The sequence below is a fragment of the Pseudomonas sp. LB3P14 genome, assembly GCF_054898045.1.
Map to the genome: position 1 here is coordinate 1,083,213 of NZ_CM142714.1, position 25,026 is coordinate 1,108,238.

General features: G+C 56.5%; 20 protein-coding genes and 1 pseudogene. 15 read left to right on the plus strand and 6 right to left on the minus strand.

All coding sequences use genetic code 11. From position 1 onward, the window contains the following. Positions 1-5: 5 nt before the first annotated feature. Together ACYZT5_RS05100 and ACYZT5_RS05105 are read left to right on the plus strand one after the other, a co-directional pair. Positions 6-1,337, plus strand: a complete 1,332-nt coding sequence (locus tag ACYZT5_RS05100; RefSeq protein ID WP_462050089.1) for a hypothetical protein — start codon at positions 6-8, stop codon at positions 1,335-1,337. A gap of 58 nt (positions 1,338-1,395) precedes the next feature. Next, positions 1,396-3,333 carry an alpha-amylase family glycosyl hydrolase gene (locus ACYZT5_RS05105; RefSeq protein WP_462050090.1) on the plus strand — a complete coding sequence of 646 codons (1,938 nt, stop codon included), beginning with the start codon at positions 1,396-1,398 and terminating at the stop codon, positions 3,331-3,333. Between the two features lie 503 nt (positions 3,334-3,836). Here the strand turns inward: ACYZT5_RS05105 and tcuC are convergent. The 5 genes from tcuC to ACYZT5_RS05130 all read right to left on the minus strand — a co-directional run bounded on the left by tcuC (position 3,837) and on the right by ACYZT5_RS05130 (position 10,013). Then, a complete protein-coding gene (tcuC, locus tag ACYZT5_RS05110; protein ID WP_462050091.1) occupies positions 3,837-5,135 on the minus strand; it encodes a tricarballylate/proton symporter TcuC in 1,299 nt (432 codons plus the stop codon). Between the two features lie 47 nt (positions 5,136-5,182). Then, the gene (gene tcuB / locus ACYZT5_RS05115; RefSeq protein WP_462050092.1) at positions 5,183-6,340 is read right to left on the minus strand and encodes a tricarballylate utilization 4Fe-4S protein TcuB; all 1,158 of its coding nucleotides are present in this window, start codon (positions 6,338-6,340) and stop codon (positions 5,183-5,185) included. Continuing rightward, on the minus strand, positions 6,327-7,781 hold the full coding sequence (gene tcuA / locus ACYZT5_RS05120; RefSeq protein ID WP_462050093.1) for an FAD-dependent tricarballylate dehydrogenase TcuA: 1,455 nt from the start codon (positions 7,779-7,781) through the stop codon (positions 6,327-6,329). The genes tcuB and tcuA overlap by 14 nt, the downstream gene beginning before the upstream one ends. A gap of 173 nt (positions 7,782-7,954) precedes the next feature. Then, positions 7,955-8,890, minus strand: coding sequence for a LysR family transcriptional regulator (locus ACYZT5_RS05125; protein ID WP_462050094.1), 936 nt, complete (start codon positions 8,888-8,890; stop codon positions 7,955-7,957). Between the two features lie 418 nt (positions 8,891-9,308). Continuing rightward, positions 9,309-10,013, minus strand: a complete 705-nt coding sequence (locus ACYZT5_RS05130; protein ID WP_462050095.1) for a flavodoxin family protein — start codon at positions 10,011-10,013, stop codon at positions 9,309-9,311. A gap of 337 nt (positions 10,014-10,350) precedes the next feature. On the opposite strand from ACYZT5_RS05130, the gene ACYZT5_RS05135 reads away from it, so the two are divergent. The 5 genes and pseudogenes from ACYZT5_RS05135 to ACYZT5_RS05155 all read left to right on the plus strand — a co-directional run. Further along, positions 10,351-11,244, plus strand: coding sequence for a LysR family transcriptional regulator (locus ACYZT5_RS05135; protein ID WP_462050096.1), 894 nt, complete (start codon positions 10,351-10,353; stop codon positions 11,242-11,244). A 151-nt stretch (positions 11,245-11,395) separates the two neighbouring features. Next, positions 11,396-12,478: an SDR family oxidoreductase gene (locus ACYZT5_RS05140; RefSeq protein ID WP_462050097.1), complete on the plus strand. Its 1,083-nt coding sequence runs from the start codon at positions 11,396-11,398 to the stop codon at positions 12,476-12,478. Between the two features lie 270 nt (positions 12,479-12,748). Next, positions 12,749-14,089 carry an efflux RND transporter periplasmic adaptor subunit gene (locus ACYZT5_RS05145; protein WP_462050098.1) on the plus strand — a complete coding sequence of 447 codons (1,341 nt, stop codon included), beginning with the start codon at positions 12,749-12,751 and terminating at the stop codon, positions 14,087-14,089. 23 nt (positions 14,090-14,112) lie between these two features. After that, positions 14,113-17,295: an efflux RND transporter permease subunit gene (locus ACYZT5_RS05150; RefSeq protein WP_462050099.1), complete on the plus strand. Its 3,183-nt coding sequence runs from the start codon at positions 14,113-14,115 to the stop codon at positions 17,293-17,295. Between the two features lie 121 nt (positions 17,296-17,416). After that, positions 17,417-17,533 (plus strand): annotated as a pseudogene (locus tag ACYZT5_RS05155) (alkene reductase); the annotation flags it as partial. A gap of 207 nt (positions 17,534-17,740) precedes the next feature. On the opposite strand, the gene ACYZT5_RS05160 reads toward ACYZT5_RS05155, so the two are convergent. Next, the gene (locus ACYZT5_RS05160; RefSeq protein WP_462050100.1) at positions 17,741-18,625 is read right to left on the minus strand and encodes a LysR family transcriptional regulator; all 885 of its coding nucleotides are present in this window, start codon (positions 18,623-18,625) and stop codon (positions 17,741-17,743) included. A gap of 164 nt (positions 18,626-18,789) precedes the next feature. Here ACYZT5_RS05160 and ACYZT5_RS05165 point away from each other — a divergent pair, with 164 nt between their 5' ends. The 8 genes from ACYZT5_RS05165 to ACYZT5_RS05200 all read left to right on the plus strand — a co-directional run bounded on the left by ACYZT5_RS05165 (position 18,790) and on the right by ACYZT5_RS05200 (position 25,006). Further along, the gene (locus ACYZT5_RS05165; protein WP_462050101.1) at positions 18,790-19,536 is read left to right on the plus strand and encodes an SDR family NAD(P)-dependent oxidoreductase; all 747 of its coding nucleotides are present in this window, start codon (positions 18,790-18,792) and stop codon (positions 19,534-19,536) included. A gap of 64 nt (positions 19,537-19,600) precedes the next feature. Then, complete coding sequence (locus ACYZT5_RS05170) at positions 19,601-20,464, plus strand: alpha/beta fold hydrolase (RefSeq protein ID WP_462050102.1); 864 nt, start codon at positions 19,601-19,603, stop codon at positions 20,462-20,464. A gap of 43 nt (positions 20,465-20,507) precedes the next feature. Continuing rightward, positions 20,508-21,257: an SDR family NAD(P)-dependent oxidoreductase gene (locus ACYZT5_RS05175; RefSeq protein ID WP_462050103.1), complete on the plus strand. Its 750-nt coding sequence runs from the start codon at positions 20,508-20,510 to the stop codon at positions 21,255-21,257. Positions 21,258-21,301: 44 nt separating this feature from the next. Continuing rightward, positions 21,302-22,051 (plus strand): SDR family NAD(P)-dependent oxidoreductase, encoded by a 750-nt coding sequence (locus ACYZT5_RS05180; RefSeq protein ID WP_462050104.1) that lies wholly within the window; start codon positions 21,302-21,304, stop codon positions 22,049-22,051. A 72-nt stretch (positions 22,052-22,123) separates the two neighbouring features. Next, positions 22,124-23,368, plus strand: coding sequence for an MFS transporter (locus tag ACYZT5_RS05185; RefSeq protein ID WP_462050105.1), 1,245 nt, complete (start codon positions 22,124-22,126; stop codon positions 23,366-23,368). 102 nt (positions 23,369-23,470) lie between these two features. Beyond that, entirely contained in the window at positions 23,471-24,118 is a 648-nt protein-coding gene (locus tag ACYZT5_RS05190) for a glutathione S-transferase family protein (RefSeq protein WP_462050106.1), read from the plus strand. 95 nt (positions 24,119-24,213) lie between these two features. Beyond that, a complete protein-coding gene (locus ACYZT5_RS05195; RefSeq protein WP_462050107.1) occupies positions 24,214-24,618 on the plus strand; it encodes a nuclear transport factor 2 family protein in 405 nt (134 codons plus the stop codon). Positions 24,619-24,637: 19 nt separating this feature from the next. Further along, the gene (locus ACYZT5_RS05200) at positions 24,638-25,006 is read left to right on the plus strand and encodes a DUF427 domain-containing protein (RefSeq protein ID WP_462050108.1); all 369 of its coding nucleotides are present in this window, start codon (positions 24,638-24,640) and stop codon (positions 25,004-25,006) included. The last annotated feature ends 20 nt before the right edge of the window (positions 25,007-25,026 follow it).

Below are 25,026 nucleotides of genomic sequence, written 5' to 3' on the forward strand. Positions count from 1 at the left end.
TTGCAATGCTGCACATCGATCATGTCCATCTTGTAGTGCCAATCGAACCGGGCAAGTCGCCAAACTACAACCAAAAAAATCCGCTTACCAAGCTGTTGTCAGCCTTGGAAGGTTCCGAAACCTCCGCTGGCCTGCAGCACTATCTCGTCGGCAGTCGCAACTATCTTTTTCCATTTCGGGATCTGTCGCTCTATGGACCTTCAGGTGAAGATTGGCAGGTTGGCGATCCGCGACTCCAGGACAACAAGACCGACTTCCAGAAACAGAATGTTGCCGGTTTCGATCTCACTGAAACGCAACTGGTGAGAGGGTATGCCAGTGCCGGAGACTGGACAGGACCCTTCCTGCATATTTCCTACGTACCGGCTAAGACCTCGGTCCTGGCGCTCGACGGCGGTCCCTACCTGGAGGACTCAGTCACTTTGTACTTGAAGGTCGGTGATGCCAACACGGGAACTGCGCCAATTTCCGTGCCCTACAACAGCGTGACTCACCGCTATGAGGTGGAGCTTTGGGCTTACGATAAGGCGGATTTGCGCACCTTACTGGACAAGAAGGGGCGGGCGGCGATGGATCGGGGTGAACTCATTGCTCGTCCGGACCTCGTCAAAGGCAACTATGAAGACTTTGAGGGCACCACCTTTGACGCCCTGCGTGACAAGCTCAAGGCCGAGGGGCGCGGCCTGGAAATGTTCGAATACAAAGTCGAGCACAGCATGCATCCCATCAGGACGCTCAGAATCGAGCTGGCCTGGGGCAACAAGGTGGGGGATCGCTGGGATTCACAAGGCGGCGAAAACTATCGCTACGAGTTTGCGATGACATTGCGCGGTAGGCGCAACTATATCGAGATTGGGGAAAGCGAGCACCCGCACGGGGGGCTCGGCTCACTTGAGTATCGCAACCTTTTCTCAAACTACTCTGGTTACGAAGAGCGGCGCCGTCAGGAACTCGGTGACGGCTGGATGAGCGAGCTCGGCCGCGATCTTTACGAATGGAACAGCGACGCCTATGGTCGCAAGCCGCCCCCGGAAAGCCGCGAATTGTTCATGCCAGTCAATTACTGGGATGTGCACGACCTAAGGCCGAACAGTGCCATCGGTCTTCATCGGCACCGCGATAATCTGGAAGCCTTCCAGCTGATTGCCAGCAACGAGGGTGAACACGCCTATATGATCACTGGCGATTGGTGCAAGCGAGGCGAGCGTGAGCGCGCATTCGAAATCCGCACGATGTTCCACCTCGACATCGCTCTGATAAGAGGGGGGCAATTGCACTCACTGGTGAACGATGGGGACACGACCATCACGCTGTGCACGATTGGCGGTTACGACTAGCCGATTCCACCATTTGAAAGGGCAGGGTCTACGACGGAGTTTTGGAGGGGTGTAAAACATGGCACTTCCGCAGAATCAAATAACCCCGACTACCCCGATGGGTGCGAACCTGACTGCGGGAGGTGCGACATTTCGTGTGTGGGCTCCGCGCGCTCAGGAAGTCCATGTATGTGGCGACTTCAACGGTTGGGTCAGGAACGACTCCACGCAATTGACGCGCCAGCCTGATGGGCGTTGGACGGGCTTTGTCACCGGCGCGACTGACGGGAATAAGTATAAGTTCTATATCGTGGGTGACGGATCGGAGGGCTTCAAGCGCGATCCCTACGCTCGCGAGCTGACACGGGAGTGGCCGAATCCTTCCTGCATAATCCGGTCTGCGGTCAGCTTCCTTTGGCAGGACTGGAACTGGCAAAAGCCGGAGTTCAGCGATCTCATCATCTATCAGTTGCATGTAGGTACTTGGTACGGCCCTGGGCTGCCAAACCGCGTCGCAACTTTCCTCGACGTACTTGCCCGAATCGAATACCTGGCTGAGTTAGGCATCAACGCTATCGAACCGCTACCGATCGGTGAGTACAGCACGCCGCGCAGCATGGGCTATAACGGATCGGATCTGTTCTCGCCGGAAATGGACTACTTTGTAAGCGCAGCACAACTGGACCCGTACCTGACGCTTGCAAATCGCCTGCTTGCTCAGAAGGGGAAATCTGCGCTGACGCGAGAGGTACTTGAGATCGGCATCAACCAGCTAAAAGTCCTGATCGATATTTGCCATCACTACAACATCGCTGTGATTTTTGACATGGTATTCAACCATGCATCCGGCGATATCCGCAGCAAGGACCAGGCTGAGTCCATCTACTTCTTTGATCGCGCTGCCGGCATGAACCCGAACGACAGCCTTTACTTCTCTGACCGCGAACACACAGGGCCTGTATTTGCGATGTGGAACAGTGATGTCAGACAGTTCCTCATCGATAACGCTGCGTTCTTTGCCGATGAATACCATGTCGACGGATTTCGCTACGATCAGGTGACGGTGATCGACCAAGAGAATATCGGCAGCGGATGGTTGTTTTGCCAGCATCTCAACCAGACAATCCGCAGCCGCGATCCCGCGGTAATCAACATCGCAGAGTATTGGGGGCCGGAGCCCGCGGTCGTACGGCCTATAGAGCACGCCGGTGCTGACTTCGACGCAAGCTGGCATAACGGCTTGCGACTTGCGATTCGTGCCCTGATCAAACAAGCAGCGGCTGGAAGGGACGCTCCGCTGGATTGGCAGGGCGTAGTCGATCAGTTTCGTGCGCCTGGCTTTCGCGACGCGTGGCGAGCGGTACAGTGCGTGGAAAGTCACGATGAGGTCTATCGTGACAGATCCGAGCGAATCCCATTGCTCGCTGCTGGCGGTGGGGATACGCGTACTTGGTACGCCACGAGCCGTTCCCGCGTCGCGACCGGATTACTTCTGACTATGCCGGGTATCCCGATGATCTTCATGGGCCAGGAGTTCTATGAGGACAAAAAATGGGCTGATGACCCCGTCAATCATCCGGACACCCTTATATTCTGGGGTGGCTTGGATTCAGACCGAACCATGAGCGATTTCCATCGATTTACCAAGGAACTCATATGGTTGAGGCGAAGGCAGCCTGCTCTTCGCGGCGAGCAGCTTAAAGTCCTGATGATGGACAATTTCCAACGCGTCTTGGTGTTTCATCGGTGGATAGAACGAGTTGGCAGAGACATCGTAGTAGTCGTTAGTCTGAATGAGGAGACGATGAGCGAATTTCGCGTGCCTATGCCTGGCGCAGGTCACTGGCTGGAAATCTTCAATAGCGATGCATACGAGACCTGGATTAACCCTGCCATTGCGGGCAATGGAGGAAAGGTTTCGGCAATAGAAGAACCGATGAACGACATGTCCTGCTCAGCAATTATTACCATTCCGGCCAATACGATATTGGTATTTTCTCGTGATTATGGTGACTAATCCTCGTTGTGAGTCCTTTAATGTCACGCACAGTGAGCTGCTCCACACAGCACTCACCTACCCTGACATGCAGAGCAGAATAGTTATCATTGGAACAATTTTTTGTACGCCAACCTGTACACCACAACTATAAACAGCCTTGTAACCCGTATTCTTTATGAATACTTCTACTCCCTTCACCCGCTCAACTACTTTCAAGGCCCTCGCAAATTCTATCGATGGAATGGTAGCTATGGGTCCTGGCTGTGTGGAAATGCATGCACCGTTTTTAAGTCAGCGTTGCTACGTAAAATCTGCCGGCGTTTGATTGGTCAGCAGACCTGAAATTTGCGTAGGAACGCGACATCCGTTCCGATCCTGACTGTCAAACTTGCTCTCAAACGTTTTCACACAGCCAGGGTCGATAATCGCTTCCGTGGGGGGCGTTTCCGACTGGCAGACCCTGAACTATCTCACCAACATCACCCCGAAAAAAGCTGACTTCCTACTCTTCTCCTATATCTTCACGCGTTGACTGCTATAGCTTTTTGCCGACGATATAGAATCGTCGTCGCCGTGAACCCGCACATGGCAGCAAACATCAACCAATAGGCGGGGGATGCCTTGTCTCCTGTTGCCTGTACCAGGATTGTCGACACTGCGGGTGTAAAACCACCAAACACAGCCGTCGCTAAACTGAAGGCCAGGGAAAATCCTACTACTCTCACGTTTTGCGGCATCACTTCGGTCAATGCCGCGACCATTGCGCCGTTGTAGATCCCAAAGAAGAACGAGAAGTACAGCAAAACTGCAAGTAATCGTTCGAAACTTGCCGCTTCGGCCAACCAGTGCATGGCGGGATAGGCGGTGAAGATGCACAGCAAGGAAATCGCCAGCAACAGCGGCCGACGACCAACGCGGTCGGAGATTGCGCCGCCGATGGGCAGCCAAATGAAGTTGCTCAGACCGACGAAGAGCGTGACCACCAGACTGTCAGTGGTGCTCAGGTTTAGTACAGACCTGCCGAAAGTGGGGGTGTAGACGGTAATCAGGTAGAACGTGGTAGTGGTCATTGACGCCAACAGACCTCCCGCCAGTACCGTGCGCCAGTTATCCCGCATTGAGCGAAAAACTTCACTTGCGCTTGGGTGTTGACTGCGCGCTTTGAACGCCTCTGTTTCCTGTAGCGAACGGCGAATAATGAAAAGGAACGGGATGATCACGCAGCCGATAAAGAATGGAATACGCCAGCCCCACGCGGCGATTTCAGCGGCCTCCATAGAGGCGTTAATCGTGTAGCCCAACGCTGCCGCAAGAATGATCGCAACCTGTTGGCTGGCCGACTGCCAACTGGTGTAGAAACCGGTACGGCCTGGTGTGGCTATTTCAGCCAGATACACCGAAACGCCGCCCAATTCCGCGCCTGCGGAGAAACCCTGTAAAAGCCGCCCCAGTAACACCAATATCGGTGCTGCCACACCAATGCTGGCGTAGCCCGGCACTAATGCGATCAATACCGTCCCTGCGGCCATGATCGACAGCGTCACGATCAATCCCTTACGACGTCCTACCTTGTCGATATAAGCCCCCAGCAAAATAGCGCCCAACGGACGCATCAGGAATCCCGAGCCGAATACGGCGAAGGTCATCATCAGCGAGGCAAACTCGCTGGTGGCAGGAAAGAACGTCTGGGAGATGTAGGTCGCGTAGAACCCGAACAGAAAGAAGTCGAACTGTTCGAGAAAGTTACCGCTGGTGACCCGCAAGATGGCGCCTAATTTAGGCCCCGTGGAGCGAGTTGCTTCAGTTGTTGTTTTCATCATGGCTACCGTAATGCTCACTGTTGTTTTTGGAATGAGTGGTTTAGCGGTCAGTCGCTGCTGGCGTTAATCGGGTTGGGTTGGCGTTTTTCGATGGAATATTTGAGCAGCGCGGCGCTGCGGAAGATTCCGTGGGCGAACTTGCTGTAAGGCATGGTCAGGAAAAACGCCATGACCAGACCCAGGTGGATAGCCAGCAATAGGCCTAGCGCGGTGGTTTCACGGAATGCCAGTAGTGCCAGGCCGCTCGCGCTAACCAAAAACAGTAAGGCGATAAAACCGCGATCCATAGGTTTCTGATTCTCGTCGCCGTGCTCAGGATTGCGGCGTAGGTTTAGCCACAACAAGCCCGCAGGGCCGATCAGCAGGCCGAGTCCACCTGCGATGCCAAGCATTACCGGCAAACTGAAGATCGGGTAGGGGGCCGACCAGTCCAGAAGAAAGTGATAGAGCGTGGCGATACCCGTGGCTGCGAAGCACAGCATGAAACCGTAGAAGGTGAGATGGTGGAAGCGCCGTCGCCATAAGGTGAATTGATCATCGGCATTGTTGCAGCCCTCGCCATGACCGCCGTCCAGGTATTTGAGTTGGGCGACGTTGGCCGTAGCCTCCAATGCAGCGGATGTTTTTAGCGGCAAGGGTGCCGCAACCGGTGAGACGTTGCGCCAGAAGCGTCGCACGCCAATCGTCAACGCGAGTATCGCGAAGCCGAAGACCGCGCCGAACATCACCGCCAAAGTGTTGTGAGGGAAGATCCTGTAGAAGTTACCCCCCGGCATGATTGTGAACAGATTGCCCATGACCATCAGCGTGAGGCATAGGAACAATGCCAGTCCCGCACCAGAAGCCAGCGCCAAGGTCAGTCCGTTGCGCTGATATAACTTGCCCATCACCTGCGGCCATGCGTATTCGGCGTAGGTATCGAGGCGGACTTTGGCCATGGCCTTCGGCACATTAATTTCGAATTCGTGGGGAGCGGCGTACTGACAGGCGTGCAGGCACGCGCCGCAGTTATGGCAAAGGTTCGCCAGGTAATGGATATCTGTCTGAGCGAACTCCAGGCGCCGTGTCATTGCAGGAAATACCGCGCAGAAGCCTTCGCAATAGCGGCAGGCATTGCAAACAGTCATCTGCCGCTGTACTTCGCTTTCGTCAAGATTTAAGACCGGGATTAACTCGCTCGGCGCCTTGGGATCAAACAGTTGCATGTCGAAACTCCGTGTTCGCAGATGAAATGCCAAAGCCCACCGAAGCGGCTGCCTGTACACCTGCTATGCGGCCGAACGCAGTACCGATGGCCATGCCGATACCGGCGGTGTATCCCTTGCCCAGCACATTGCCGGCCATCATTTCTCCAGCTACGAACAGGTTGGGGCTCGCCTTGCCACTGAAATGCACAGCGGCGGTTTCGTCGGTGGCGAGGCCGAGGTAGGTGAACGTCACACCCGGTTTGAGTGGGTAGGCGTAGAACGGCGGTTTAATCAGTGGGCGCGCCCAATGGGTTTTGGCGGGCGTTAGCCCTTGGGTATGGCAATCGTCCAACGCGGTGTGGTCGAAAGTGCCGACCCGGCAGGCGTTGTTGTAGTTCTCAATGGTTTTGACGAATTGTTCTTGAGGCAGCTTCAACTGGCGGGCAAGGTCTTGCAGGGTATTAGCAGTGGTTCCAGGAAAAACGGGTGGCATGAAGCGGCCGATGGCTTGTTGATCGATGATCGAATACGCCTGCTGACCTGGTTGTCCGGCTACCAGACGCCCCCAGATTGCATAACGCTTTGGCCAGAAATCTTCGCCTTCGTCGTAGAAGCGTTCGCCGTCACGATTGACCACCACTCCCAGCGATACGCAGTCGATGCGGGTGCAAATGCCGCCGTCGTACAGAGGTGCGCGCGCATCAATCGCCACCATGTGCGCTTGTGTCGGATCACCGATCACATCAGCGCCCAGATCGAGCATTCGCCGCAACAAAACGCCCGTGTTGAAGCGTGTACCACGGATAAGGAAATTGTCGGACGGCCATTCACCGCGCTCGTTCTGGCCCCAGGCTTCGCGCAGCCATTCACGGTTGGATTCGAAGCCACCTGCCGCCAGAACGCAGGCTCGGGCTTCAATACGTTCTGCAGCTACGCGTTGTCCATCGACTTCACGTTCGCCAATGTGGGCTGCGATGAATTTGCCATCGTCCAACTCAATATCGGTCACTTGAGTGTTGTAGCGGACTTTCACGCCCAAACGTTCAGCACTGCGGAAATAGGCGTTGACCAGCGCTTTGCCGCCGCCCATGAAAAAAGCGTTGGTGCGCGCCACATGCAGAGCACCGGACAGCGGAGGTTGGAAATGCACGCCGTGTGAACGCATCCAGTCGCGGCAAGAAGACGATGCACGGATGGCGATACGGGCAAGTTTTTCATCGGTGATGCCACCGGTGACCTTCAATAGGTCTTGCCAGTATTCTTCTTCCGGGTAGGCATCGATCAGCACGTCCTGCGGTTCGTCATGCATGCAACGCAGGTTACGGGTGTGTTGCGAGTTACCGCCGCGCCAGGCTTTTGGTGAGGCTTCCAGCAGCATTACGCTGGCGCCGGCTTCTCGCGCCATCAACGCTGCGCACAAGGCTGCATTGCCACCACCTATGATTAAAACATCGATCATTGTCGCTCCTCGATTCGCAAGGAGGCAGGAACGATGTGCTCCTTGCGAGTGGGGAGGAATGTAGGGGACTGGGCGAAGCGCCGAAAGGCGACTTTTGACGCGGGGTGTTTAGTTTTTCTAAAGGCTTTGCCTTAACGCGACTCTTATGTGATCGAGATGGATCGCAGCAGGTATTACGCGTCTACATCCTCAATCCACGTTGCTCCCGGCCACTGTTTGTCGACGACCAATTGTCGCGCCACATCGACAATGACCAAACGCGTTGCCAATGCCGCAGGGGATAGTTCGTCGTCAGCCAGCGTCGCCAGAAGATTACGCCGGCCCACATGAGGATCGGTAATTTTAACCAGTGAAAGTCCAGACTCGCCTTTTAACGCGGCTGCGGCCCCCGGTTGTATCGTCGCAGCATGACCTGCACGGACGGCGTTCATCAGAACGGCGAGACCGTCCACTTCCATGATGATATTGGGTGTCAATCCTACCCGCTCAAAGGCGCTCATCAATGCCGAGCGCAAACCGTGTTGCGAGCTGGGCATCACCAGCGGCAAGCCACCGAGGTCTGCTAACTGCACGCTGTCGCCAGAGGGCGCTTGAGGCAGGTTGGGCGAGGCAATTACAAACAGCTTTTCATCCAGCAGGGGAGTCACACTCCAACGTTTACCACCTTCGAGCTGGAACAGAATGGCCAGATCAATCTGCCGTGCGTTGAGCTGTGCCGCTAAGTGCCCGGAAAGCATTTCTACCAGATGGAGTTGTATATCCGGATAACGGGCACGCATTGCATTGATCAACGGCAGAGCGAGAACCGTCGCGGTGGTAGGTGGTAAGCCGACGCTGACGTAGCCACTCATACGCCCGCGATGGGCGGCCATGATGGCATTCTCCGCTTGGCGTAGTGTTAGCTGGGCATGGTGTAAAAATGCAAATCCGGCGCTAGTGGGTGTTACGCCGGTGGTGGTGCGATTCAGAAGGCGGGTGCATAACTCGTTTTCCAGCTTGGAGATTTGCTGACTTAGGGCTGACACACCAACTTCCAGTTCAAGCGCTGCACGCCCGAGACTGCCATGCTCGATGATTTTTACGAAATAGCGCAGTTGTCTTAATTCCAAACGTTGCTGCTCCACATGAAATTGTTATTCGAATACCTAAACGGTTGCCACGGAAATCACGAAGCTATAGACAAGGCAGCACCTGTCCAGCCTGAAATGTAATGCCTTGGCAGTCAATCTCTATGCGCAGGTAGCTAGCGTAGCCGTAGCGGAGAATCGATCGTCGAGCAGAATCGACTTATGGATGTCCGGGCTGGAATTTTGACAAGTGACTGCTTCTGTTGGTTTCCGACGCTTTGGCCACTTACCCAGCGCATCATTCCGCCTGAGAATAAAACTGGTCATAAAATATGGCTGATTCTACTCAACGTCGATTCTGCCTAAAGCAATCAGACCGTATTTGAAGGGCAGGTCTTGCTCACTCGGCAACTTTAAAAGGCCGCATGACAATGCGGCCAATATTGGCATGGGGTTGAGTTCAACCCACTGTGAGGCTCGTCAGCACTCGCGGCTCCGCTGCTGCATCCACTCCGCGCCGCTGTGAGTCTTGTTGCTCCGCTCCACCGCTGATTCCCGGCATATTGATCCGGCCCAGAGCGAGTCTGCCTGCGACCAACTCTTGTGCCACTTCGGCAACGCGCGCTCCGAGAAACTGCGCAGTGCGAATGTCAGAGGAGGGAGGTGCCACGTCGCCGCCTTCGTCCATGTTTGCCTGAGCTGCCATGCCCAATGTGTAGCTGTCCCGGTTGAGGATATCCTCGTTGGTGTAAGAGCGATTGTTGCCGTAATTCAAGCCCAGGTTGACCCAGTGCATTTGATGTTGAGCGGCAAAAGTCATCAATTGAACCAGTGAGTTCTGCTTATCACCCCCACGCGATGCCCCCGTCGTAAAGCCAGCCGCGACTTTATTGGTCCAGCGTTTTTCGACATATTGCAGATGGGACGTGGCATCCATGAACGCCTTGAAAGGCGAGGACAGACTTCCCATGTAGGTGGGGGCCCCCATGATGATGGCGTCGGCGTTGTCGAGGGGTTCCCAATCCAAATGAGCCTCCTCTGCCTTGATCAGTTGAACCTCGATACCTGTGACTTGGGCCGCGCCCTGAGCGACCGCTTCCGCCACTTTGGCGGTATGGCCATATCCACTGTGGTAAACCACAGCAATCTTGATGGTATGTGACATGTGCTGCTCCGCGATTGCGTACAGACGGCAGCGTTGCGTGCCGTTTCCACCGGGATGGTAGGGGTACGCCGCTTTTTCAGTTATCCCGTGTGATGAACAGCACTTATGCCTGGAGTTCGTTAATATGGCTGCACATGAAAAGTCGCAGTGACAGGCAAGAGGATTTAGGAAACGATCGCTACGGTGCCGACAACGACTTCTTACTGGTCGTTGTCACGAAGGCTAGTTGATCCTTTTCAATAAAGCCGAAGCAGATTCTGGTCGGCGAATACGCTAAGCGCGCGATCTATCGTTACCGCCCGGAACCCTAAGTTATTTGACGCTGATCGGAGTTCGTTTGACCACCATTCTCGAAAAGACCACTGGCTTGGTAGCGTTTATCCGAACCGCCGAAGAAGGCTCGTTCAGCGCCGCCAGCCGGGTGATCGGGTCGAGTCAGTCTGCGGTGTCCAAAAGCGTGGCCCGGCTCGAAAGTCGGCTCGGCATACGTTTGTTCCAGCGCTCCACGCGCACCCTCAGTCTGACCGCTGAAGGCCAGGCCTATTACGACCGCGTTGCACCGTTATTGCGGGCAATCGACGAAGCCGATGATGTTGCTGCTGGCGCGACCACCGTACAGGGGCTGCTGCGTATTTCAGCGCCGCAGGAATTCGGCCGGATGCTGATTGCTGGTTGGGTGGCCGAGTTTCTTGAGCAATATCCGGACGTGAAAATCGAACTCAACGTAACGGATCGCTTCGTCGATATCATCCGAGAGGGATACGACGTCGCTATCCGCATGGGCACACTTACAGACAGTGAACTGATCAGACGCAAGATCACCGATCTCAATTGGGTGCTGGTCGCATCACCCAGCTACATCCGCAAGCACGGCTTGCCGCGAAACATTGACGAACTGGCATCCCACCAAGGCCTGCGCTATGCAGTTAGTGGTAAACCCTGGCCCGTTGCGTTTGCCAATGGTACGACGCTGCTGCTCAACAGTCGTTTCGATACGGACGACGCCGGCTCAATTCGCAAAGCGTCCCTGGCCGGAGCGGGTATTGCCTACCTGCTGCGTGTCACCGTCACCGAGGATTTGGAGGCGGGTACTCTGGTGCAAATCCTGCCGCAACATCCGTTGATTCAATTGCCTGTCTACGCGTTGCATGCCTTCGGTAGGCAGCTTCCCGCTCGTACACGATTGTTCATCGACTTCCTGCTCAACAAGGCTGTTAAGTCCGACATATGACGAATTCACGAATCTATCTTTTACTGCGTATTTAAGACTTTAAGGAATAAGTTCTCTTCTACCTATCTAGTAACCGGTTCATCTCGTTGGGCATACGCTGGCAACACTTTCTGCACAGACGGCGTTTACTTCTCCTTCGAGGAATTGGGATATGACCACTAAAGAAGATACACCTCGCAACCTGCTCATCACCGGGGCTTACGGTGTTCTCGGTACAGGCATCACTGACGCGGCAGTGGCAGATTCGGGACGCAGGGTCATAACCGCTGCCCGCCGTGCTCCACCGTCCCACCACTTTCCCGGTGGTAACGCTCCGACCAGTCTCTCTGTTGATTTGCTCGACGCCTATGCAACCCGCGCAGCATTGGCCGAGATTGACGGAAAGGTCGATCTGGCATTCGCGGCCTACGTCGATGGTGGCAGTATGGAGAAGTCAATCAACAGCAACATCGCCATTCTGCAAAACACGCTCGATGCGCTTTCGGCGCGCGATGTACCCGTCGGTAATGTAGTGCTGATGGGCGGCGCAAAATCCTATGGCTTCCACCTTGGGTCAATGAAAACCCCGGCGCGTGAAAGCGATCCTCGTCTGGCGGCACCAATCTTCTATCACCAACAAGAAGATTTGCTCGCCGAGTGGGCGGAGCGCAATGGTGCAACATGGACAGTGCTGCGTCCGCATATGGTGTTCGGCCCAAGCATCGCCTCGCCGATGAATCTGGTGACAGGCCTTGCGACCTTCGCCGCCATCAACCGTGAATTGGGTGTGCCATTGCGTTTCCCTGGCAGCTGGGGCACATGGTCGGCACTGCACCAGACGATGGACGCTCAGTTGTTCGGCCGTGCCTCGTTGTGGACACTGGATGCCGAAGGCGCACGCAATCAGGTGTTCAACATCACCAACGGTGATTCGTTCCGCTGGCGCCACATGTGGAAGGTATTGGCCGAAGTCTATGGCATAGAAGTCGGTGAGCCACAGCCGATGAACCTCGCCACGCAGATGGAATCCATGAAGCAGGTCTGGGACAAACTGGTCGCCAAACATGGCTTGGTCAACACGCCCTATGATCAGATTGCCAATTGGGGTTTTCTCGACGCAGTCCTGAATTGGGAAGAAGACATCGTGCTCAGCACCGTCAAATTGACCCAGGCTGGATTCACCGAAGTTATCGATACCCACGACAGCTTCCGCCAACAACTTCTGCGTCTTCGTGAGATGAAGTTGGTGCCATAAAAGAGCGTCCGCTTATTAATTAACGACTAATTACGGTATCGGGCGAGCAGTTAGCGCAGCGCTTTCGGCTTGCCCAGATTTTTCAAATCAGGGATATGGATTGATCCGGAGTCTTTCGAAATTCGTCAGAAAAGAGTGATTTCTTTTCCTCGCCACCAGGCGGAGCGGAGACATCGAACTTGCCGGACAGCCTTGAGTTTACTGAGTTTGTCTGGCCAGAGCCGCTTATTCGTTAATTCGTTCCGATGGACTTTTTCGAGGATTAACTTCATGAATATTTTCAATGAAAAAGAAACGCCAATTAAAGCCCCGGGTAGTTTCTCGCCGCTGTTTATACCCGCAACACAGTCCAGTAGAAATGCCGACGGATACCAGGCCTCCCCACAAAGTGCATTCACATCCGGAAACTCAAAGTATGGAACGAAATTCGTCTTGAGCCTGATCGTCCTGGCAATCCTTTCTGGTGGTGGTTACATGGCTCTGACCAACCATGTGCCGATTTCAGAGGCGCAAGCCGATACCGCAACGCTTGCGCCAGAAGTCGATGTTGCCCGCGTGCATAGCACGGAGATTGTCGATTGGCAGGTCTACTCCGGTCGTTTGCAGGCCGTTGAGCGCATTGATATCCGCCCGCAGGTCTCGGGCAAGTTGATACAAGTCAATTTCAAGGATGGCAGTTTCGTGAATAAGGGCGATGTGTTGTTCACCATCGACCCTCGTCCGTTTCAGGCAGAAGTTCAGCGGGCGGAAGCTCAGCTGGCATCTGCTCGTGCCCGGGCCGGATTTACCGCGATCGAGATGGGCAGGGCGGAGCGGCTCATTGCTTCCAATGCTGTGTCGAAAAGTGTTTACGACGACAGACAGAATGCTGCTCGCGAAGCGGCCGCTGCCGTGCAGTCGGTCCAGGCTCAGCTGGCTACTGCGAAGCTCGATCTGGAATACTCCAGCGTCACAGCACCCATTTCCGGACGGATGTCTCGCGCCGAGATTACCGTGGGCAACGTCGTGTCTTCTGGCCCGAATTCCACGCCGCTGACCACCTTGGTTTCCATTGATCAGCTTTACGCATCATTCGATGTCGATGAGCAGAGTTTTCTCAAACATGTAAATCCGGCTCAATTAACGAAGAAGCCGGTGCCGGTACACATGGGCCTTGCCAATGAAGCAGGCTTTCCGAGAGAAGGCCTCTTGAGTTCTGTCGACAATGCGATGGATACATCGTCCGGCACAATTCGCGTGCGTGCGGTGTTCGATAACAGTAAGGGTGATTTAGTCCCTGGGCTTTACGCCAACATCCGCTTTGGCGGCACTGCGCATCAGGCGATTCTGGTTGATGACAAATCTATTGGTACCGATCAGAACAAACGTTTTGTGCTGGTGGTTGGCGCTGATAACAAAGCCAATTACCGCGAGGTAAAACTTGGCGCTGTATTCGATGGCAAACGGGTCGTGGAAAGTGGGCTCAACAATGACGAGCGGATCATTGTCACGGGTCTGCAATCAATTCGTCCGGGTGATGTTGTGAGATCCAACGACGTTGCGCTCGACGGCAGTCCACTCCTTAAGCCCAACCTCGCCCGTATCAATGTTGGCACCCCCCAACAGAGATAAGCCGGCTTACCTTGAGAAGCGCCATGAATATTTCCAAATTCTTCATCGATCGCCCAATCTTCGCCGCTGTGTTGTCGATGCTCATTCTGCTCGCCGGGGTTATTTCGGTGTTCAGTTTGCCAGTCTCGGAGTACCCGGAAATCATTCCGCCGACCGTCACTGTTTCGGCGCAGTTTCCCGGCGCCAACCCTAAGGTCATCGCGGCCACCGTGGCCTCTCCGCTGGAAGAGAAAATCAATGGCGTCGAGGACATGCTGTATATGCAGTCCCAAACCAACACCGACGGCACAATGACGCTGACGGTTACCTTCAAACTGGGTACCGATCCTAATCTGGCTCAGCAATTGGTACAGAACCGAGTGTCCCAGGCGCTGCCACGCTTGCCGGCCGATGTGCAGCGCCTCGGGGTCACCACGGTCAAGGGCTCACCAGCCATGACCATGACGGTTCACCTCATCTCGCCCAATGATCGTTATGACATGGCGTATTTGCGCAATTACGCACTGATCAACGTCAAGAATCGAATCGAGCGCATTAGCGGAGTTTCGGAAGTTCAGCTGAAAGGGTCGGGCGACTACTCGATGCGCATCTGGCTAGACCCGAAGAAAGTCGCCTCGCGGGATTTGACCGCCACCGACGTGATCAAATCGATTCAGGATCAAAACGTCCAGGTTGCCGCCGGTCTGATTGGATCGTCGCCGTCGCTGCCTAATGCGCCGCTGCAATTGAGCGTCAACGCCAAGGGCAGGCTGTCGACGGTGGAAGAATTCGAAAACATCGTACTCAAGGCCTCCAATGGCGCCGTCACTCATTTACGTGATGTCGCGCGGATTGAATTAGGCGCTGCCGACTACGGCTTGCGGGCACGGATTGACAACAAGCCCGCCGTGGCGCTGTGGATCTACCAACTGCCCGGTGCCAACTCGCTGGATATCTCCGACGCGGTGCATGAAGCGATGCAAGTGCTACAGAAGGACATGCCCGCCGGTGTCGAATACAAGATTTCCTATGACCCACCGAAATTCGTGCGAGCCAGTATCAATGCGGTCATTCACACCCTTGTCGAGGCGATTTTGCTGGTGGTGCTGGTGGTCATCGTGTTCCTGCAAACCTGGCGCGCCTCTCTGATTCCGCTGTTGGCCGTCCCGGTGTCGATCGTGGGTACCTTCGCCTTGATGCAGTTGTTCGGCTTCTCGATCAATGCGCTGTCATTGTTCGGTCTGGTGCTGGCGATCGGCATCGTTGTGGATGACGCGATCGTGGTGGTGGAGAACGTCGAGCGCAATATCGAGTCGGGCCTGTCGCCCAAGGCGGCTACTTACAAGGCAATGCAAGAGGTCAGTGGCCCGATCGTGGCGATTGCCCTGACGCTGGTTGCGGTGTTCGTGCCGCTGGCGTTCATGTCGGGCATCAGCGGTCAGTTCTACAAACAGTTTGCGATGACTATCGCGATCTCGACGGTCATTTCAGCATTCAACTCACTGACCCTTTCCCCTGCAATGGCTGCTTTGTTGCTACGCGGCCATGACCATCCGAAGGATTGGTTGACTCGATCGATGGATAAGGTCTTCGGCGGGTTCTTTCGGTTGTTCAATAACGTATTCCATCGTGGTGCCAGTCGCTACGCCAAGGGTGTCAGAGGTGTGGTAGGGCACAAGACCGTAATGATGGCGCTGTATGCGGTCTTGCTGATGTTCGCTGTGTTCGTGGGCAAAGTCGTGCCTACGGGTTTCATCCCACAGCAGGATAAAGACTACTTGATCACGTTCGCTCAACTTCCCAGTGGCGCGACGCTTGACCGTACCGACGAACTGATCCAGGAAATGTCGAGCATCGCCATGAAACAGCCTGGCGTCTGGTCTGCGGCGGCGTTCCCGGGCCTGTCGATCAACGGCTTCACTAACTCCTCCAGTGCCGGTGTGCTGTTTGTGGTGCTGGATTCTTCCGAGGATCGCAAGGGCGATAAGGCTAAATCCGCGGCCGCTATCGCGAATGCACTGAAAACCAAATTTGCATCGATCAAGGGCGCCTACATCGGCGTATTTCCACCACCGCCTGTGCTGGGATTGGGAACGCTGGGCGGCTTCAAGCTGCAACTCGAAGACCAGGGTGATCTGGGCTATTCGGCGCTCGACGAAGCCACCCAAGCGTTCGTCAAACGTGCCATGGCGTCACCGGAGTTGGCCTCTACCTTTTCCAGCTACCAGATCAACGTGCCGCAACTGGATGTCGAGTTGGACCGGGTCAAGGCGTTGCAGTTGGGTGTGCCGGTTACCGACGTGTTCAATACCATGCAGGTGTACCTCGGCTCGCTGTACGTCAATGACTTCAACCTCTTCGGTCGGGTGTATCAAGTTCGGGCCCAGGCCGACGCGGCATTCCGTGCCAACAGTGACGACATAGGCCAACTGAAGACACGCAATGACAAGGGCGAAATGGTGCCACTGTCGTCGCTCGTCAACGTCACCCCGACATTCGGTCCAGAGATGGTGGTGCGTTACAACGGATACACCGCCGCCGACGTCAGTGCCAGCCCTGCACCGGGTTACTCCACCGGTCAGGCGCAGGCTGCAATTGAGCGCATCGCTGCTGAAACACTGCCGCGGGGCGTTAAGTGGGAATGGACCGACCTGGCGTATCAGCAAAAGTTGGTCGGTAACTCTGGTGTCTGGGTGTTCCCGATTAGCGTGTTACTGGTATTCATGGTCCTCGCGGCGTTGTACGAAAGCCTGGCGCTGCCGATGGCGGTGATCATGATCGTGCCCATGAGCATCCTTTCTGCGTTGACCGGTGTCTGGTTGCTGGGTGGTGATAACAACATTTTCACTCAGATTGGATTGATGGTGCTGGTCGGCCTGTCAGCGAAGAACGCCATCCTGATCGTTGAATTTGCTCGTGAGCTTGAGATGCAGGGAACTGGGATTGTTCAAGCAGCGATTGAAGCAAGCCGCCTGCGTCTGCGGCCGATTTTGATGACATCCTTCGCCTTCATCATGGGGGTCGTTCCGCTGGTGGTTTCCACTGGGCCCGGGGCCGAAATGCGCTACGCCATGGGCATCGCGGTATTCTTTGGCATGCTCGGGGTGACCTTCTTCGGCCTGTTCCTGACTCCGGTTTTCTATGTGCTGTTGCGCAAACTCAGCGGCAGCAAACCGCTGCATTCTGCCACTGCTCATCAGGCGCTCATGCCTATCATCGAAGCTTGACTGGAATGGGCGAATTGTTCGACTTGCTATAGCCAATTACCAGATCAATCATGGGGATGTCGCCGGCCAAGGGGCGACTGGTCACAGACCAGGGCATCAGGTTCTGCACGTATGCGGGGGCGCCAACCCAGATTTGCCGGCGCGGATCCAACACAAGCTGGCACTGAGCGCATACGATCGCGATACCTTCTATGGTGGCGATGAACGAGGCTATGTGGATTATCCCTTCTATTGCTGAAGCGTCATGGTTGCGCGAAAAAAAGCCCGACACTTGAGGTGTCGGGCTCATCAATCGAGGTCTGGGCGGATGGTTGCCTGAACCGCCCCTAGTTCGTAATCCTGTCCGACCGTCCGCTCACAAGGCCTAACAGAACTAGACATGAGGAGTAATGCAAGCAAATGGTCAGAACGAATCCAATGTGACCTCCCTTATTTCCTATAGATTTCACTTCGGCGCTATCAGTTCGTCGAGCCGCGACAAGAACAACCTGAGAATCGGTGAGGTGTTCGACTTGCTGTAGCCCACCGCTATATCGATCATCGGTGCCTCGCCTTCCAGCGGACGGCTGACGACAGACCACGGCAGCAGGTTCTTGGCATAGGCGGGCATCAGCGCCAGCCCGCGGGTGGAGGCGACCAGAGACATGGCCATCGCCAAATTGTCCACCCCGTGATCCCATTTGATGTCGAGCCCCGAGCGCCGTAGATAGTCTTCGGTGACGGCGCGCAGCACAGTGGCCTTGTTCGAGCCGCCAATGAAAATCTCGCCCATGAAATCCTGCGGGCGTACGGCTTCGCGCGCGGTGAGCCGATGGTCGCTCGGCATCAGGACGATGAGTGGCTCCCTGTCTACCACTTGGTACTCGAGGTCGTAACCCGGCTCTACGCGCAGAAAGGCCAGGTCCAGCCGGCCGCGGACGAGCGCTTCGGCGAGATCCGGTGAATAGTCGCTGGAGACCATGACCTGGATGTTGTTCATTTCGTCGCGCAGCACGTGCATCGCTCGTGGTAGCCAGTTCATCTCGTACCCGGTTTGGAAGCCGATGGCGAATGTCTTCCTTGTCGGCTGCGCCGCCCTGCGTGCCGTTTCGACCGCAGCATCGACTTGCATCAGCGCCAGGCGGGCGTGGTCGAGAAAGGCTTTGCCCGCAGCGGTCAGCTCGACGCCATGAACGCTGCGCGACAGCAACTCGACCCCGACGTGATTTTCCAGATCCCGGATCTGCCGGCTGAGCGAAGGCTGCGAGGTGTGCAGTCGTTTCTCGGCTGCTTCCGTCAGGCTACCCGTCTCGGCGACGGCAATGAAATATCGCAAATGTCGCAGTTCCATAGTGCCCTCATGCCTGCCAGGTATGCCCCAAGCTTACAAAGTCTTTTTCAACTTCGCCACAAACTCCTAGCTTGTTGGCTATGACGGCGTCGTGGAAATCTTCCTTACGCCGAAAGTGATCGTCTATCCATACGCCACAGGTCATGCCTGACAGGAGCTGAAAAATGAACAAGCCCGTTATTCTGATCACCGGAGCCCTCACCGGAATCGGCCGCGCCACTGCCGTCGCCTTTGCCAAGAAAGGCGCGAAGGTGGTCGTTGCCGGTCGACGCGACGAAGCCGGTAAGGCACTCGTTGAGGAGTTGCGCTCTTTCGGTTCGGAGGCCGAATTCATCAACACCGACGTCCGCAACGAAGATGACGTCCGCAATATGGTCGACAAGACCGTCGCGCGGTTTGGGCGTCTCGATGTCGCCGTGAACAACGCCGCCACCGAAGGTGCGGTCGGCCCGATCACGGACCAGACGGCGGAAAGCTTTGCCGCGACGTTCGACACAAATGTGCTCGGCGTGGTCCTGAGCATGAAGCACGAGGTGCGCGCCATGCAGGCCCAGGGGAGCGGCAGCATCATCAATATTTCCTCGACCTACGGGCACAAGGGCGCGGCCTATGCCTCGATCTATGTCGGTGCCAAGCACGCTGTCGAAGGTATCACCAAGTCGGTGGCGCTCGAACTCGCAGCATCGGGTATTCGCGTGAATGCGGTCTCACCGGGTCCTACGGACACCGGCATGCTGACCCGCTTCACCGGCACGGAGGAGAACAAGGCGGCCCTGGTGGCGCAAGTTCCGCTGGGCCGACTCGGCCTCTCGGAGGACCTTGCCAACGCGATCGTCTTCATCGCATCGGACGAAGCTTCATTCATCACCGGCCATGTCCTCAACGTCGACGGCGGTCATACCGCTAACTGATCCCGTCTGGGCGCGGAGATTTGCTCCGCGCCCGATTAAGGGATCCCCACCAGAGGGAACCGCAATGATTCAGCACAATCATCAGACCGTGCCGACGCAGTTCGTGGACGCAGCGGGTATTCGATTCGCCTACCGACGTTTCGGCAAATCGGGTGGGGTTCCACTCGTCCTCAACATGCATTTCACCGGCACGATGGATCACTGGGATCCTGCGGTGACGGACGGATTGGCGCACGACCGCGAAGTCATTCTGTTCAACAACGCCGGTATCTCCAGTAGTTCGGGGGAAGTCCCGAACTCAATCGAGAAAATGGCTGCCAACGCCGCGGCCTTCATCAAGGCGCTTGGCCTCACACAGGTTGATGTCCTGGGCTTTTCGCTCGGCGGCCTGGTCGCGCAGGAACTGGCGCTGGCAGAACCGGCGCTCGTACGGCGGCTGATCCTGGTGGGGACCGGACCGCGCAGCGGTGAAGGTATGGCCTCGCTGACGCCTGAAGCGCAGGAGATCTTCGGTGCAAGCTACGACGAGCCTGATCACTTGTGGCTCAAGGTGTTCTTCACCCCGTCCCAAGCCAGCCAAGCGGCGGGCCGTGCTTACCTCGAACGCTTTCGACAACGCACAGTGGATCGCGATCCAGACGTCAGCGACAAGGTCGGACCTGCGCAGATCGAGGCGTTGATCAAGTGGGGCGCACCACGCGAGAACCCCTTCGATTACCTGAAGGCGATCAAGCAGCCAACGCTGGTCGTCAATGGTGACAACGATGTGATCATCTATTCGGTGAACTCTTCGATCTTGCAGCGGCACCTGCCGAACGCGCAGCTGATTCTCTATCCGGACGCCAACCACGGCTCGCAGTATCAATACCCCGAGCGCTTTGTCGGCCACGCGTCCCTGTTCCTTTCTGAAGAGACCCGGCGCGCCTGAATCTGGCACCGGGAATCTGGATCAAGACCAAGGGATGCTTATCATGACCAACCTCTATGGCAAGACCGCACTCGTCACCGGTGCCTCCCGCGGCATTGGCCGTGCCAGCGCACTTGCGCTGGCACAAGCCGGCGCGCAAGTGCTCGTCCACTACAGCAGAGGAGATAAGGAAGCGACAGCAGTGGTCGCCGAAATCCGCAATGCGGGCGGGAAGGCTGAGAAGATCGCCGCCGACATGGGCGCAGCGGATGGGCCGCATTTGCTGGCCGAGCGCGTGCGCGCCATCATCGGTGGTCGATTGGACATCCTCGTCGCCAATGCCGGCATCTCGAAGGCCGACTCGATCGAGGAAACTACCGTCAAGGACTTCAACGATCTCTTCGCAGTGAACGTGCGCGCCCCGTATTTCCTCGTGCAGCAGTTGCTACCCGCTCTGTGCAAGGGCAGCAGCGTCGTTCTCCTGTCATCGCGTGCAGCGACGCACACCGGCGTTGGGATGCTGTCCGCCTATGCAGCCACCAAGGGCGCCATCGATACCTTGGTCAAGCACTTCGCCTCGGAACTCGGCGGGCGCGGCATCCGCGTCAATGCCGTGGCACCGGGCGTGGTTCTAACCGAGATGTCTCGTTTCGCCAAAACCGATGCGGGGCGGGACTTCACGCTGAGCATCCAGGCGCTTAAGCACATGGCTCAACCCGACGACATCGCAGCCGCCGTTGTCTTCCTCGCTTCCGATGACGCCCGTTGGATCACCGGCGACACCTTGCACGTCGACGGTGGCACAAAGCTCTGAACGATGGCTCTTCGAGATACGCGTACTTAACCAGGATAAAGCAAATGTCTACTCAATCTGTTGTTCTCATCACAGGCGCACTGACCGGCATAGGTCGAGCGACCGCGATCGCCTTCGCTAATGAGGGTGCCAACGTTGTCGTTTCAGGACGACGTGAAGAAGAAGGTCAGAAACTGGCGGCCGAACTCCGAGCACTCGGTGCCGAAGCGGAATTTCTGATATCCGACGTGCGTCATGAAGATGAGGTCCGCAGTCTGATCGATGCAACAGTCGAACGCTTCGGCCGGCTGGACATTGCGGTTAACGCCGCGGGTACAGAGGGACAGTCCATCGCTGTAACGGAGGTGACGCCCGAGAACTATGCGGCAACTTTTGACACCAACGTGCTCGGCACATTCCTCAGCGTGAAGCACGAGATGAGGGTGATGTTGGCGCAGGGTAACGGCAGCATCATCAATATTTCTTCGACGATGGGCGCACGTGGTGCGGCGAATTTGTCCCTCTATACCGCCAGCAAGCATGCCGTGGAAGGTCTGACCAAGTCGGCCGCCCTTGAGGGTGCGGCCTCCAGTGTGCGGGTCAATGCAATTGCCCCCGGACCGGTTCAGACAGCGATGCTCGACCGGCTGACCGGTACGGCCGAGCGCAAAGCTGCTTTCCTGATGAGTGTTCCACTCAAGCGCGCCGGAGCCCCGGAAGAGATTGCCGACGCCATTGTGTTTGTCGCATCCGGTAAGGCGACCTTCATTACAGGCCAAATCATTCGAGTCAACGGCGGCAAGACCGCTTCATGACCTGTGCCTGTCCTCAGGTTGGTGGTGACTCGAAGCTTTGAGTCCAGCTGCCGGTACAAAGGAGTTTCTGCCATGCCCGTCGTCTACCCGCACGGTCCACCACCACCGCTCGCTGTTCTGGCTTCTCGGCCCACCGAGCTGAGCCCACGCGCTAGCTTCTGGGCGGCGGCGGGGGTGGTTGCGCATACTTTGTGGACCAGCGCGGCACCGGCCATGAGCTACCGACTGTATGCGGAGCACTGGCAACTGTCCCACACGGTGACGACGGGCATGTTCGCCATCTATCCGCTCTTCGTAGTGGCAGTCCTGATTGTGTTTGGTGATCTCTCTGATTACATCGGCCGCAGAACGACGATGCTTTTCGGGCTGACCGCCTCGCTGCTGGGCGTACTGCTATTTGCCATCGCTCCGGGCGTCTTGTGGTTGTTCGTTGGCAGAGCATTGATGGGCGTTGGCGTTGGGCTTAGCGTGGGGGCGTCGACCGCCGCGATGGTTGAATTCGGCACCGATGTTCAGGTCAGACGGGCCGCACCCGTCACTGCGATCGCACAGGCCTTCGGTTTCGCCGCGGCGCTGCTCGTTGGAGGTGCGCTTACACAGTACGCTCCGTGGCCGATGCATCTCTCGTTCTGGGTACTGTTCGCACTCCTTGTGGTGCTGTTCGTTGCGGTGTGGCATCTGCCGCGCCATGTGGGTACGCGAGCTACCCGCAAGTGGCGGCCAAGGGCGCCGTCCGTTCCCTCTGTTTTGCGACCTGCGTTCGCCATCGCAGCGTTAGCAGTGACCACTGCCTACACCCATGGCGTGTTGGTCCTTTCGCTTGGTGGACAGGTTGCCCACGACCTCGTCGAGTCCCCCAATGCCTTGGTCAATGGCGCGGTACTGGCCTTGTTTGCGATCGGCTCTGCGCTGACTGGAGCAACGATGCGGCGGCTGAGCCCAAGGCTTTCCATAACTTTGGGTGCGATCGCCTCCGCTGTCGGGATGGCCTTGCTTGCACTATCCGTCGTCTGGCACGGACTTTGGTTATATCTTGCGGCAAACGCGATGATGGGCGTCGGGTACGGTCTGCTCTTTTTGGGTGGACTTGCCTTACTCAATAGCGCGACGCCTGCACAACACCGCGGTGGTGTGTTCTCGGCGCTTTACCTGTTCGCTTATCTCTCGCTTGGTGTTGTCGCCCTTGGGCTGGGCGTCGTGGCGACACACGCGGGACTGAGTCTCGCAGTTGACCTTGGCGCGGGCGTTATCGCCTTGTTAAGCCTCGCTGCAATCACGCTTTTGGTGGCGCAGCGAAAGAAGAGTTTTCTTAGCTAGACCGCTTCCCTCTGAACCTAAGTTGATTACATCGCCGTCGGGGCAGTAGCTAAAGCCCGACACATTGCTCTACCTCTGAGTTCTCACAAAGGAAATCAAGCCATGACCGCCAATGCACTCAAACTCTATCAGTCCGCGGGCTCGCCCAACTCGCGGCGTGTGCGCATTTTTCTCGCCGAGAAGGGCTTGTCGATTCCGCTCGTCCCGGTCGATCTGGGCCAAGGTGAACAGCATTCCGAGGACTACCGTGTGATCAATCCGCGCCGCGTCGTTCCGACCCTGGTACTGGAAGACGGCACCGCCATCGGTGAGGTGCCAGCCATCATCCGATACCTTGAAGAGGCCTATCCGCAAACCCCATTGCTCGGCGAGACCGCAAAGGAAAAGGCCTTAGTCACGATGTGGGAGCGGCGCGCCGAACTGGAAGGTTTCGCGACCGTCATGGAAGCCATCCGCAATGCCGCACCAGGCCTCAAGGGGCGCGCGATTGCAGGCCCCTATGACTACGAGCAGATCCCGGAACTGGCCGAGCGCAGCAAGCAGCGTGTGAAGAACTTCTTCGCCGACCTTGATGCCCGCTTGGCTGAGGTTCCGTTCGTGGCGGGTGATCGCTACTCCGTGGCCGACATCACGGCCTTGGTCACCGTGGATTTTGCGGCTAAAGCGATCAACTTCCCCGTACCGGAGGAACACGTCGCCCTGAAGCGTTGGTACGACCAGGTTTCAAAGCGCGCGAGCGCGTCGGCCTGACAACAAGCAGGAATGTGCGCATCTGCTTTCCATGTTTCTTTTTGGGGCAGTGCAGTACGCCGCCTGAAGTAGCAAGCAACGCGAGGAGGATCGATATGACCATCAAGACCACCCCGGAGCAGAACAAGGCACTCGTGCTGGAAGCTTTTGACACGCTGTTCAACAAGCGAGATTACAGGGCGGCCACGCGTTTTTGGTCGGACACCTACATCCAACACAGCGCGCATATCGAACCCGGACGCGAAGGCTTGTTTGGCTTGATCCGTAGCGCGCCCGATACCTTGCGCTACGAGCATCAGCTTATCGTCGCAGAAGGCGACTACGTCATCGTCCATGGGCGCTTCTCCGGCAACGGTCGACCCGTTGCATGGATTGCTGCCGATGTGCTCAGGATCGAAGACAGTCGGCTCGCCGAACACTGGGACGTCTTGCAGGACGAAGCAAGCAATGCTGAATCTAAAAGCGGGCGGCCGATGTTCGGCGCCGCCTTTCCCTCGTGAATTATAAGGACTGATCATCATGAAAATCCCCGGCCCCGATCATCCCATCACCATTACCCCATTCCAGGGGCGAGTCACCGTTCGCTTCAATGATGTCGTCGTCGCGCAGACCGACAAAGCAGTGAAGCTCGAAGAGGCCAAATATCCAGCGGTTTTTTACATCCCGAGATCCGACATTCGGGTTGAACATTACGCGCGCACCGAACATAAAACACATTGCCCCTATAAGGGGGACGCCAATTATTTCGACCTGAGCGCCGACGGAAAGACCGCCGAAAACGCTGTCTGGACCTACGAAGACACGTACCCGGCAATGGCGCAGATCAAGGAGCACGTCGCCTTTTACGCTGACAAGGTGACCTTCGAAATCGAAGGTGCGCAGGGCTGAGCCAGACGGTTAGAAACCAG